At 72.9% G+C, this 12,470-nt stretch carries 7 protein-coding genes and 1 rRNA gene (1 of these 8 only partly in view); 5 read left to right on the top strand and 3 right to left on the bottom strand.

Annotation, left to right across the window (positions count from 1 at the left end; translation table 11 throughout):
- Positions 1 to 599 precede the first annotated feature (599 nt).
- Positions 600 to 2,753, top strand: a complete 2,154-nt coding sequence (locus DXZ73_RS21145) for an asparagine synthase-related protein (protein WP_116212667.1) — start codon at positions 600 to 602, stop codon at positions 2,751 to 2,753.
- Positions 2,754 to 2,765: 12 nt separating this feature from the next.
- Here the strand turns inward: DXZ73_RS21145 and DXZ73_RS21140 are convergent, their stop codons facing one another.
- Together DXZ73_RS21140 and DXZ73_RS21135 are read right to left on the bottom strand one after the other, a co-directional pair.
- The gene (locus DXZ73_RS21140; protein WP_425315851.1) at positions 2,766 to 4,541 is read right to left on the bottom strand and encodes a sigma-70 family RNA polymerase sigma factor; all 1,776 of its coding nucleotides are present in this window, start codon (positions 4,539 to 4,541) and stop codon (positions 2,766 to 2,768) included.
- 734 nt (positions 4,542 to 5,275) lie between these two features.
- Positions 5,276 to 6,013 (bottom strand): TetR/AcrR family transcriptional regulator, encoded by a 738-nt coding sequence (locus tag DXZ73_RS21135; protein WP_116212665.1) that lies wholly within the window; start codon positions 6,011 to 6,013, stop codon positions 5,276 to 5,278.
- A 402-nt stretch (positions 6,014 to 6,415) separates the two neighbouring features.
- Here DXZ73_RS21135 and DXZ73_RS21130 point away from each other — a divergent pair, with 402 nt between their 5' ends.
- Together DXZ73_RS21130 and DXZ73_RS21125 are read left to right on the top strand one after the other, a co-directional pair.
- Positions 6,416 to 7,759, top strand: a complete 1,344-nt coding sequence (locus DXZ73_RS21130; RefSeq protein ID WP_116212664.1) for an NAD(P)/FAD-dependent oxidoreductase — start codon at positions 6,416 to 6,418, stop codon at positions 7,757 to 7,759.
- 266 nt (positions 7,760 to 8,025) lie between these two features.
- Entirely contained in the window at positions 8,026 to 9,774 is a 1,749-nt protein-coding gene (locus tag DXZ73_RS21125) for an ATP-binding SpoIIE family protein phosphatase (protein WP_116212663.1), read from the top strand.
- 101 nt (positions 9,775 to 9,875) lie between these two features.
- On the opposite strand, the gene DXZ73_RS21120 is transcribed toward DXZ73_RS21125, so the two are convergent.
- Positions 9,876 to 11,186: an MFS transporter gene (locus DXZ73_RS21120; protein WP_116212662.1), complete on the bottom strand. Its 1,311-nt coding sequence runs from the start codon at positions 11,184 to 11,186 to the stop codon at positions 9,876 to 9,878.
- Between the two features lie 139 nt (positions 11,187 to 11,325).
- Between DXZ73_RS21120 and DXZ73_RS21115 the strand changes: the two genes are divergently transcribed.
- Both DXZ73_RS21115 and DXZ73_RS21110 read left to right on the top strand, forming a co-directional pair.
- Complete coding sequence (locus DXZ73_RS21115; protein WP_116212661.1) at positions 11,326 to 11,874, top strand: MarR family winged helix-turn-helix transcriptional regulator; 549 nt, start codon at positions 11,326 to 11,328, stop codon at positions 11,872 to 11,874.
- A 584-nt stretch (positions 11,875 to 12,458) separates the two neighbouring features.
- Positions 12,459 to 12,470 (top strand): 16S ribosomal RNA (locus DXZ73_RS21110) (it continues 1,512 nt past the right edge of the window).

The following is a 12,470-nucleotide window of genomic DNA, read 5'->3' as shown; positions in this document are numbered from 1 at the left end:
GGATGGCGGGATTCTGGTCCGTGCGCGCGTGCACCGAGGGGCACGTGCTCCGGTTGTGTGGGGTCGTGCGCCCGCCGTGCGCTCTGTCCACGCCATCCCAAGAGCGCTTCCATGGAAGGCGCGTGGGTTGGCCCGCTGCACTGGATCCAGTGGGCTGGGGGAAGCCGCCGCCTCATTCCCCGCGGGCGGCGGAGCGGTCCGGGGGGCGGTCAGCCGCCTCCCGGACATGCACATGTCCAGCCGGAGTGGCCCGAGGGCGCCTGCCGGGCGACCGGCACTTGCGGGTCGAAGCACTGCGCGAGTGCGCCCCGTCGCGTGGCCGCCCCGGAGATTGGCCGGTTCTCGCCGTCCGGCGCTCCGGGACGCGGAGCCGTCATCTCCCCGCAACGCGCCACGCGCGTACACGTCGGGTTCCTCCGCCCCCAGTCGTGACAGCATGGCCCCTGCAATGGGCATGACGGTCCGACACCTCGCGCTGTCACAAGGCGAGTTGGGGCCCGGAGGCGTGACCGTTATGTCGCGTCCTTCGTTGTCGTCATCGTCGGCCCGCTGTGCGCGATGACGGCACCCGTTGGTTGTCCACAGCCTGTGGAGGCGCGATGCGCTGGTTGGTGGGGTGGAGCAGCACCGCCTCAGGGACCGGTCCACGCGCCGCGCCCCGCCACGACGACAGCGTCCCCGACCGCCTCGACGGCCCCACCGTCCACCCGGTCGGCGCCCAGCTCCTGTGGGGCGACCCCGCGCCCCTGTGGGCCGTCGGCGACTGGCGCCCGGACGAGGTCCGCGTCGTCCAGGCCGACGCGGTCACCCGGCTCGCCGTGTTCGGCCGCTGCGGAGCCGCCGACGACGAGCTGAGGGCCGGGCTGGTCGCGGCCCGCGGCGGCGCCCTGCGCCACCTCACGGCCTGGCCCGGCAGCTATACGGCCGTCGCCCAGGTGGGGCGGCGCATCACCGTCGCGGGCGACCTGGCCGGCGCCCGGCCCGTCTTCCACACGGCCTGGGCCGGGGGGACCGCCTACGCCACCGCCGCGCTGCCGCTGGCCGACCTCATCGAGGCCCAGCTCGACGTCGGCCACCTCGCCGCCCTGCTCGCCTGCCCCGACTCCCCGGAGGCACTCGGCGACGGCACGCCCTACATGGGCGTACGGCGCGTGCCGCCCGGCCACGCGCTCGTGCTGCGCGACGGCGCACGCGAGATCGCGGGCTACGAACCGACCGCCTCGCTCGCCGTCGCCGCGCCCCAACTCGCCCCGGAGGAGGCCGTCGAGGGCATAAGGGACGCCCTGGTCGACGCCGTACGGACCCGCCTCGCGGCACCCCGCCACGCGCCCGAGGGCGGCCACGGCCACCTCGACCCCGGCCCCGTACCCGGCATGGGACCCGCGCAGCGCCGCGCCGCACGCGGCGGACCGGCGCCCGGCATCGGCGCCGACCTCTCAGGAGGCAGCGCCTCCGCCACCCTCGCGCTGCTCGCCGCAGGCCTCCCGGGGGTGGCCGGCATGCACGCAGGGAGCGGCAACGGCGCGGGCGAGAGGCTCCTCGCCGTCACCTTCAACGACCTCGCCGCGGGCGGCAGCCGGACCAGTGAGGCCGAACTCGACCGGGCCCGCGCCATCGCCGCCGACCCCCGGCTGCGCCACGTGGTCGTCGCCGCGGGCGAGGAGGCCCTCCCGTACGCCGACCTGGCCGGCGGCCCGCTCACCGACGAACCCGGGCCCTCCCTCGTCACCGCGGAACGGCACCGCCGCCGGCTGTCCGCGGGCAGCGCCGACCACCTCGTCGGACACGGCGCCCGCCAGGTCCTGGACGCCCATCCCGCCCGGCTCGCCGACCTGTTGATGGACCGCCGGCGCCGCCACCTGCTGCGCCCCGTCTCGGCGCTCGCCCGCGCCGACGGGCCGACCGCGCAGTCCCTGTTCATCCCCTTCACGGTCTACCGCGCGGCGCGCCGACTGGCCCGTACGTCCTACCGGGAGGGCCTGGAGGCGGCCGCCGGGCAGCTCCTGGCGCTCGACTTCCCCGCCCTGGACGACCCCGTGGAGGTGGCCGCGCCGACCGGTCCCGGCGGGGCCGTGGACGCCTCGCTCGCCGCCCTCACCTGGTGCAGACCCGGCCCCGCCGCGCGCTGGCTCACCGGCGAGGCGCTGGCCGAAGTATCGGTTCGCCTCCAGGCCGCCGCCGTCCGCCCCCGGGGCCTCCTCCAGCGGCCCGGGGAACGGCGCGCCGCCGCGGCACTCGCCCGCCACGCGGCGGACCACCGCATCTTCGAACAGGCCGCCGAGGTCCGCAGCCAGCGCCTCCACGCCCCCTTTCTCGACAACCAGGTCGTACGCGCCTGCCGCGCGCTCCCCGAGGCGCTCCGCGTGCAACCGGGGGCGCGCGCGTCCGTACTGCGCGCCGTTCTGGCGGGCTCCGGCGTTCGCGAACTCCCCCCGGGCTGGGGCGCCACCTCGCACGCCTCGCACGCGGCAGCCGTACGCGCCGGTCTCCGCGCGTCCGTGGGACAGCTGCTGGAGCTCTTCGACGCGCCCCTGCTGGCGGACGCGGGCCTGGTCGAGGCCAGGGTCGTACGGTCCGCCCTGCACGCGGCGGCGGACGGCCGGGCCCTGCCGCTCGACGGCCTCGCGGAACTCGTCTCCACCGAGGTCTGGCTGCGCCGCCTCCTCGCCCGCCGCGGCACGTGCTGGACGGGCGCCTCGGCACCCCGCCAACGCGCGGTGGCGGGAGGAATGGAACCGAGGGGGAGCCTGTGAGGGGCGAGGGCTCTAGCCGCAGCTGATCCGCGCCCGGGCCCAGTCCGCCACCGTCATCGAATCCATGACACTCACCGGCGAGACGACCAGCCGGACCGTCCGATATCCGGACAACGGCACATGCACAGGCACCGCCGCCTCGCCCGCCCGCACGACATCCGACTCCCACAGCCGCGTGCCGTCCCCGTAGACGGAGAACCGCGCCGCCCCGAAACCGAAGGTCAGGTCGTCGACCCCCACCACCGCGTCGTACGCCGTGCAGGACCGGTTCAGCTCGACGGTCGCCGACGACGCCGCGTGCATGCTCACACCGTCGCCATACGCCTCACCGCCGATCCGCAGCCCGTACCGCTGCCACAGCCAGCCGCTCTCGTACAGCCGCACCTCCGGCTTCGTGCCGTCCCCCACACCGCCGTACGCCAGCTCATTGAGCTGATAGACGGTCACGGGCGGAGCCGGCACCGGAGGCGTGGGCTTCGGGGACGGCGCGGGCGACTGCGGCACCGAGGGCGTCGGGCGGGGCGCGGGAGGCGGGGTCGGCCGGGGCGACGGGGGAGTGGCCACCGCCTCCGGCACAGGCGACAAAGTCGTCTGCTGCGCCGGAGCCACGGGGACCGGGTCGGCGGGCGGCGCCGCCTTCCGTACGGGCTCCGGCGGCGGCTCGGTCGCCGGAACGGTGGCCACCGGCCCGGCCGGAGCCTTGGCCCGCGGCGCGTGGTGATGCGCGGGGGAGCCGCCCATCAGGGCGTACGCGGTGACGGCACCGGCCGCGACCACCGCGCCCGCCGCGATCCCGATCTTCGCCGGTGCCCCCAGCCCTTCACCGGCCGCGGCGCTACCCGTGCCCCCGCTCGCCCCGGAGCCGGCCGCGCCCCCGCTCGCGGCGGCCGCCACCCCCGCGCCCGCCGCCGTACCGGCACCGGCCGCCCCCACGGCCAGACCCGCGGCGGCCACCTTGGCCGAGAACCCGGCGGCGAGCCACCCGATCACCGCCACCGGCAGCAGCGCCCGCAGCCGGGTGTTGACGTCGGCGACCTCCAGCGCCGCCGTACGGCACCGGGCGCAGTCCTCCAGATGCTTGCGCAGCCCCCGCTCGGCCCGCATCCGCAGCCCGCCCCGCGCGTACGCGCCGAGCCGGTCGGCATACCGCGCGCACGCCCCGCCGGACGTGAGCGACGTACTCACATGGGCCTGCAGATACGCCTGCTTCAGCCCCTCGCGCGCCCGGTGCGCCAGCACCGCCGTGGCGTTGGCCGTCAGACCCAGCAGCGGCGCGACCTCGCTGGGCGACTCGTCCTCGACCGTGGTGTGCCACAGCACCGTCTGCCACCGCTCCGGCAGGCTGCGGAACGCCTGCACGGCCAGCGACTGCTCGGCCTCCCGCATCGCCAGCACGTCGGCGCCCAGATCGAGCGTGTCGTCGTCCGACGCCAAGGACGCGCGCGCCGCCGACGCCGCGAAGACCGCGAAGTCCTCGATCAGCTGCTCCCGGCGAGTGGTCCTCGCCCACGCCGCCGCGACCCGCCGCACCGTCGTCAGCAGATACGCCCGCACCGCCGCATTGGGCCCCGCGCCGCCCCGCACCGCCTGCAGGGCATTCGCGAAGACCTCATTGGTGAGATCCTCCGCGGTGTGGTCGTCCCGGCAACAGCTGCGCGCGTACCGCCGCACCGCGGCCGCGTGCCGGCGGTACAACTCCTCGTACGCCACGCTCTCGCCGGACCGCATCCGGGCGACGAGCTCGATGTCGGACGGCGGCACGTCGGCAATCGGCTCGTCGAGAGGCACGTCGGAGACGGGTGCGTCGGCGGGCCGTAGGCCTGAGGTCGCACCGTCGGCCGACGGCGCGCCGGACGGTCGCGTACGTGACGACCGCCGCGCGTGCGAGGGGCGCGCACGGCCGGGCCGCGCGCCGGACCGTGAATCCTGCGGTGCCGAGTCGGCCGACCGTGAACCAACGGGCCGCGTTTCACCCGACGTTTCACTCGACCGGTGACCGGCCTGCGAGGAATCCGCCGACCGCGTCCCGACCGGCCAGGGATCGCTCCGAGTCTCGCCGGACCGCGCGGGAAGCTCACCCGACCGCCTGTCACCGGGCCGTGGATCACCCGGCTGCCGGTCGGCCGGCCATGCGCCGGCCGGCCACGCCTCGGTCTCCGCGCCTTTCCGGGTGCCCCGGCCTCCCTCCCGCTGCTGAGGCACGCTCGGACCGTCGGGGGAGCCGCGGCCGGACATCCGGCGAGAGAGCGGTGAGCCTGCTGCCTCACTCCCGCGTGGTTCATCCCGGCCGTCAACGCCCATAGCGGCGGCCCCTGTACATGCCAGCGCACCCGAACACCGTAGAAGCGTGGCACAGTGTCGGCCGTCACCACCCCGGCATGCGCATCAACCACTCGTCCGGGGCGTCCCAGGACATCCGGAACACTGGCCGCCACCCGAACGGGGAAGAATTTTCCGAACGCGCCCAAGGCGACTTGGGCGCGCCCGTCACGGAAACGCTCGCCCGCAGGCTTTCGCGGTGACTACTCCGACGGCCGGGACCGGAGCCCCTCGAGGAGGATGTCCAGCAGCCGCGAGGAGGCGGCCGCCTGCTGCACCGCGTCCGGCAGCGAGGGCGCGGCCGTCGCTATCACCAGCAGCACATCGGCGACCGTCACATCGGCGCGCAGCTGACCCGCCGCCCGTGCCCGGTCCACCAGCCGCCCGACGACCTCCAGCAGCGCCGCGGCGCCGGAGTCCTCGCGCTCGGCGACCGGAGCCGACCGCTGCTCGACCAGCCGCAGTTCATGCAGCTGGCCCCCGGTGACCCCCGGCTGCCGCTGCTGCGGCACCCGGGCCTCGACCTGCTCCTCGGCGTCCACGTCGACACCGACGCGCAGCACCTGCGGCGGCAGCAGCCGCCCCGCGCCCGAGGCCACCGACGTGCGCAGGAACCGGGAGAGAGCCGACCACGGCTCGTCCTCCTGGCCCAGCGCCGTCCGCGCCTGCTCGGTCAGCCGAGCCGTCTCCTCCTCGGCTATCCGCCGCACCAGTACGTCCTTGCTCGGGAAACGGCGGTACACCGTCCCGACACCCACCCGGGCCCGGCGCGCCACGTCCTCCATCGGCGCCCCGTACCCCAGCTCGCCGAAGACCTCGCGAGCCGCCCGCAGGACATGTTCGAGGTTGCGCTGCGCGTCCACGCGCAACGGAGTGCTCCGGCCGCCGTTGGCGTCGGCGGACGCGACAGCGGTCGACCAATGAGAGCCCTGAATGTGCATATGTGATCCCCCGGTTATGACGTCTCCCCCCGGAGACTCCCCGCCCTGACTGTCGGAGCACGTCTCTGACACCCCGACGAAGTACGAACATAGTTGAGCCCCGGTCAAGAAAGAAGGGGTAGTTCCGCACAGGCCGCCCCCGATTGGAGTACGAGCCCCACCCGCCCCGTTTCCGCACCACCCCACAACCCCATGACATCGGGGCTGACCTGCTCATTTGTTCCTCGAACCCGGGCTCCGGCCATGGAGGGATCAGCTCCGCGACCGGTCATACATTTCGCAGGGCCTGTGGACAAACGCCCGTCGGCGGTGCGTCATGGGAAGAAGCTGTGCCCGGCCGGGCGACCCGGCATCCCGGCCGCGGACCCCTCGGGCCGGGCGACATCGCGAGGAGGGGCCCTGGTGAAGGAACCGGCGCGCATTCTGATCGTCGGCGGCGGCTACGTCGGGATGTACACCGCTCTCCGGCTCCAGCGAAAGCTCAGGCGGGGCGAGGCCCACGTCATCGTGATCGACCCCGAGCCGTACATGACCTACCAGCCCTTCCTCCCCGAGGCCGCGGCCGGCTCCATCTCGCCCCGCCACGTCGTCGTCCCGCTGCGCCGCACGCTGCCCAAGTGCCAGGTCGTCATCGGCGAGGCCACCTCCGTCGACCACGCCAAGCGGACCGCGACCATCAGCACCCTCGCCACCCGCGAGGACGGCACCGGCGCCATCGAGGTGCACTACGACGAGCTGATCCTCGCGCCCGGCTCCATCTCCCGCACCCTGCCGGTCCCGGGCCTCGCCGAGCACGGCATCGGCTTCAAGACGGTCGAGGAAGCCATCGGCCTGCGCAACCACGTGCTCGAACAGATGGACATCGCCTCCTCCACCCGTGACCCCGACGTCCGCGACGCCGCCCTCACCTTCGTCTTCGTCGGCGGCGGCTACGCGGGCGTCGAAGCGCTCGCCGAGCTGGAGGACATGGCCCGCTACGCCGCCCGCTACTACCACAACGTGCGGCCCGACGACCTGAAGTTCGTCCTCGTCGAGGCGTCCGGGCGCATCCTCCCCGAGGTCGGCGAGGAGATGGGCCGCTACGCGCTCCGCGAGCTGCGCGGCCGCAACATCGACGTACGGCTCGACACCCGCCTGGACTCCTGCGTGGACCGGATCGCCGTCCTCAGCGACGGCTCCCGCTTCCCCACCCGGACGCTCGTGTGGACCGCCGGCGTCAAGCCGCACCCGATCCTCGCCGCCACCGACCTCCCGCTCGACGGACGCGGCCGCCTCAAATGCACCGCGGCCCTCACCGTGGCGGGTGTCGAACACGCGTGGGCCGCGGGCGACGCGGCGGCCGTCCCGGACGTCACGGCCGAGGAGCCCGGCAAGGAGTGCGCCCCCAACGCCCAGCACGCCGTCCGCCAGTCCAAGGTCCTCGCCCGGAACGTCCTCGCCTCACTGCGCGGCGAACCGCTCAAGGACTACGCCCACAAGTACGTCGGCTCCGTCGCCTCGCTCGGCCTGCACAAGGGCGTCGCACAGGTCTACGGAAAGAAGCTCAAGGGCTACCCCGCCTGGTTCATGCACCGCGCCTACCACCTCAGCAGGATCCCCACCTTCAACAGAAAGGCGCGCGTCCTCGCCGAATGGACCCTCACGGGGCTGTTCAAACGTGAGATCGTCTCGCTCGGCTCGCTGGAGAACCCGCGCGCCGAGTTCGAACTCGCCGCGGACACCGGCCGTCACCCGGAAGCGAGTTGAGGCAGGTCCCGGCCCCGTGGCGGAGCCGGGAACTCCCCGACAGGGGGCCGACGTCTGACGAATGTCAGTCCCGTCGGCCACACTGGTCGTGTGACCATGGGTGGGCTCGTATCTGCGAAGAGTAACGACGACGAGGATCCGGACGTTTGCAGCATTCCCCCGGGGACAGGCCCCCGTACCGCCAACCGCGGCCCCGCGCCGGGCGCGCGGCTCAGCCAGGACACGTCGCCGAGCTGGCCCGGAACGACTCCGCGAGGTAACCGTCTGTGAACTTCACCCGCTGGAGCGCCCGACTCCCAGGAACGCAGCGCCGAGCCGCCGCACGCGCCGAACGCATGGAGCGCGCCGACCGGGCCACCGCACCCCAGCCCACGCCCGCGACCGCCGGCTCCGTGCCCGCCGCCCGCGCCGAGACCACGCCGTCCGCCCCGCCCGGCCCCGACGACCCCGTCCCCAGCCTCGCCGGCCTCTCCGTCCACGACATCCTCGGCCAGGTGCCGGCCCTCGCCGTCGTCGTCTACGGCCCCGACCACCGCGTCGCCTACGTCAACGACGCCTACGCCGCCCTCTTCGGCCCGCGCACCCCCGGCGCCCCCGCCCGCGAGGCCCTCCCGGAGCTCACCGAGCTCGGCCTGCTCCCCCTCATGGACCAGGTCCTGCGCAGCGGCAGGCCCCGTACGGTCAAGTCCCGCCGCGTCACGGCCGACGCGCGGACCACCGGCGCCGACACGCCGACGGGCGCCGAGCCCGACACCCGCCACGGGTACTACACCTTCACCTGCTCCCCGATCGAGGTCGGCCCCCACGACGCCACCCAGCCGGGCGTGCTCGTCTTCGCCGCCGACGTCACCGACCAGGTCGAGGCCGCCGAGCGGCTGCGCGCGAGCGAGCGCCGCCAGCGCGAAGCCGCGGTGACCCTCCAGCGGAGCCTCCTCCCGCAGGAGCTCGAACAGCCCGACGACCTGCGCGTCGCCGCGACGTACCAGCCCGGCGGGAAGGACACCGCCGTCGGCGGCGACTGGTACGACGTCATCACCCTCGGCGCCGGCCGTACGGCACTCGTCATCGGCGACGTCATGGGCCGCGGAGTGCGCGCCGCGGCCGTCATGGGTCAGCTCCGCACGGCCGTCCGGGCCTATGCCCGCCTCGACCTGCCACCGCACGAGGTCCTCCAGCTGCTCGACGGCCTCGCCACCGAGATCGACGCGACACAGATCGCCACCTGCGTCTACGCCGTCCACGACCCCAACGAGGGCCGCCTCGTCTACGCCTCGGCGGGCCACCTGCCCATCCTCGTGCGCGACCCCGACGGCACGGTCCGCCGCGCCGCCGAGCCCACCGGCCCACCGCTCGGCACCGGCGGCTGGGTGCACACCTCCGGCACCATGCCCCTCGGCCCCGGCTCCAGCGCCGTCCTCTATACGGACGGCCTCGTCGAGCGGCGCAACGAGGACATCTACGAGGGCGTCGAGGCCCTGGAGCGCGCCTTCTCCGGAGCCACCGGATCGCCCCAGGTCATGTGCGACCGGCTGATGCGCGCCCTCGGCGTGACCGACGAGCACGACGACGACGTCGCCATGCTCGTCCTCCAGCACCCCGCCCGCACCGGCCACGACGCCGAGCTGTTCCACAACGCCGCCCTCGAACTGCTCGGCGGCATCGAAGCGGCGCCACGCGCGCGTGCCTTCGCCTCGGGAGTCCTGGTCAGCTGGCGCTTCCCGACCGAGCTGCGCGACCTGGGCGTCCTTGCCGCCAGCGAGCTCGTGGCCAATTCCCTCCAGCACGGCACACCGCCCATGAGGCTGCGGCTGCGCCGCACCGACCGCCGCCTGATCATCGAGGTCACCGACGGGGACGACCACCTGCCCCGCCGCCGTCGCGCCGAGCCCGCCGACGAGGCGGGCCGCGGCATCTCGATCATCGCGACCATCGCCTCGTCCTGGGGTTCACGGCGCACACCGGGCGGCGGCAAGGCCGTCTGGTGCGAATTCGCCCTCCCCGCGGGTCACACATGACGAGAGCGGCTGTGGCCCGGAAACGCTTCCGGGCCACAGCCGCTCTCTCGTATATATGTGCAGCGAATTTATGCACCGTGATTGTGTGCCTGGGGGAGGCATCACACGGAGACGGGCGTCCGATCGGCCTTCTCGACAACCACGGCCCTATCCGCAGTCTCGGTACGCGCAGCGGAAGCCCGCAGCGGGGTCTCCTGCTCCGGGGTCAACCGGCGGCCCATCCGCAGCGCCAGCGCGCTGATGCCCAGCGAGCAGACGATCAGCATCGCGATGTACGCGACGTACATCCCGCCACCGGCCATCAGACCACCCACCGCGGGGCCCACCGCCAGCGCCAGCTGCTTCACCAGGGCGAAGGCCGAGTTGTACTGACCCACCAGCCGCGCCGGAGCCAGGTCGGCCACCAGCGGGGCCATTGTCGGCGACAGCATCGACTCACCGATGCCGAAGAGCGCGTACGTCGAGATCAACAGCGCGGTCGCCACACCGTGCGCACCCGGCATGAGCCCCGAGACGCCCGCCGCGATCCACGCCACGGTCCAGATCAGCCCGACCAGCGCGATCACCCGGCTGCGCCGCCGCCGCTCGACCAGCTTCAGCACCACGAACTGCGCCAGCACTATGGCAGCCGTGTTCGCCGCGAGAGCGATGCCGAGCGTCGCGGGCGAGATCCGGGTCACCTCGACGGCGAAGGCCGCGAGCCCCGACTCGAACTGCCCGTAGCAGGCGAAGAACATCACGAAGCCCAGGACGCACAGCTGCACCATGGCCCGGTCCGCGGTCAGGGACCGCCATCCGCCCTTGGCCGACTCGTCGGTCGGCACGGCGTCCTCGACCTTGGGCACCTTCGGCAGTCGTACGGTCGCGATGGCCGCGCCCAGCACCAGGAACATCGCGGACTCGATCGCGAAGAGCCGCACGAAGCTCGACGGGTCCGACGTGTCCACGAGCTGCCCGCCCAGCAGTCCGCCGACGCCGAGGCCGAGGTTGTTCAGGAAGAACTGCATCGCGAAGGCGCGCGAGCGCGTGGTCGGCGTCGAGCACCACACGATCATCGTGGCCAGCGAGGGCTGGATCACCGCGATACCCGCACCGAGCGCGGCGGCCGCGGCGACGACGAGCGACTGGCTGTCGGCCAGGCCGAGGCCCATGGAGCCGATGGCGGCGGAGACCGTACCGGCGATGGCGACGGGCAGCGGGCCCCGCCGGTCGATGACCCGACCGGTGAGGGGCAGCACGACGAGCGCGGCCACGGCGAAGGTCGCGAGCACGATGCCGGCCGTACTCGCGCCGAGGTTCCGCACCTGAGACACGTAAATGAACAGGAACGGAACCGTGAAGCCGTTGCCGAACGCGCTCAGCGCGTTGCCCAGCTGGATCCGGCGCAGTGCTGCGCCCATCGCGGTGGTCACACTCACCTACCTAGGTCGAGAGAAGAGGATGGGGTGGAGGCGGACAGTCCAAGCCTGAAGACTTCAACTGTAAACTTCGAAGCTAAACAGTACACATCAAAGGGCTTTAGCGCCAATCAGTCGTGTCATACTGCGGCTCATGGCTGACACCCCCGGCACCCGCGAGCCGAGCCTCGACGAGCAGATCGCCGCCTACCAGCGCGAGTTCCAGGACCTTGATCCCCAGGTGGAGAAGGTCGTCTCCGCCCTCAGCCGCCTCAACCGGCGCATGAACGTCGCGTACGGGCGGCAGACGGCGGAGCTCGGACTGAGCAACGCGGAATTCGAGGTCCTCAAGGCGCTCGTCCTCGCCGGCGACCCCTACCGCATGGGCCCCGGCGACCTCGCCAAGCGACTCGGCCTCACCCCGGCCGCGATGACCCACCGCATCGACCGCATGGTCGCGGAGGGCCTCGTCACCCGCGAGCGCGACGAGAACAACCGCGTGCGCGTCATCGTCGGCATCACCGAGGACGGCCGAGCCAAGTGGCTCGAGGCGATGCGGATGGCCTCGGTCTTCGAGGAGGAGCTGCTCCAGGACCTCTCGGGGGAGGAGAGGGGCAGGCTGGGCGAGATGCTGACCCGCCTGCTGCGCCGCGTGGAGAGGGCCCAGCCGGACGCTGGCGGTCGGCTCAGCGACCTGGACTGAGGCGGTACGGGCCCCGGCACCTGGGCTGTTGACAGGGGCGGGGGCCATGGGTAATGTTCTCCGGGTTGCCACACGGACCTCACGGTTCTGGGGCGGCCACTCACGCCGCACCGGCGGCAATCTCTACTGCATGATCCCTGAACGGGATGGATTTCGGCGTGCCGAATTCCGGACCGGGTTCCGATTAGGAGCCGCCGGGGAAATACGCTAAAGTAGTGATCACGCCGGAAGGCGCGAGAAACCCCGCTCCAACAGGGGGCCGGAAACGGAATTCGGACCGGAAACGGACCGGGAAACGGATCTGGTAAGGTTGGAAACACGAAATACCGAAGGGAAGCGCCCGGAGGAAAGCCCGAGAGGGTGAGTACAAAGGAAGCGTCCGTTCCTTGAGAACTCAACAGCGTGCCAAAAGTCAACGCCAGACTATAAAATACCCCGTCTCCGGTTCTTTGGACCGGGACGCGGTTCCTTTGAAAAAGTCCTTCCTTAGGGAAGGCACACAGCGAGGACGCTGTGCACGGCCGGGCTTATTCCGCCTGGCTGTGCCGCTCAACGCGAGTGTCGCACCCGATTACGGGTAAACATTCACGGAGAGT

This window comes from Streptoverticillium olivoreticuli subsp. olivoreticuli, from assembly GCF_003391135.1.
GTDB lineage: Bacteria > Actinomycetota > Actinomycetes > Streptomycetales > Streptomycetaceae > Streptomyces > Streptomyces blastmyceticus.
This window is presented reverse-complemented; position numbering and strand designations above follow the sequence as displayed.

Excerpts from the sequence above, each read along its gene's own strand:
- DXZ73_RS21115 (WP_116212661.1), top strand. The coding sequence starts at position 11,326 with ATGGCTGACACCCCCGGCACCCGCGAGCCGAGCCTCGACGAGCAGATC.
- DXZ73_RS21135 (WP_116212665.1), bottom strand. The coding sequence starts at position 6,013 with ATGCACATTCAGGGCTCTCATTGGTCGACCGCTGTCGCGTCCGCCGAC.
- DXZ73_RS21145 (WP_116212667.1), top strand. The coding sequence starts at position 600 with ATGCGCTGGTTGGTGGGGTGGAGCAGCACCGCCTCAGGGACCGGTCCA.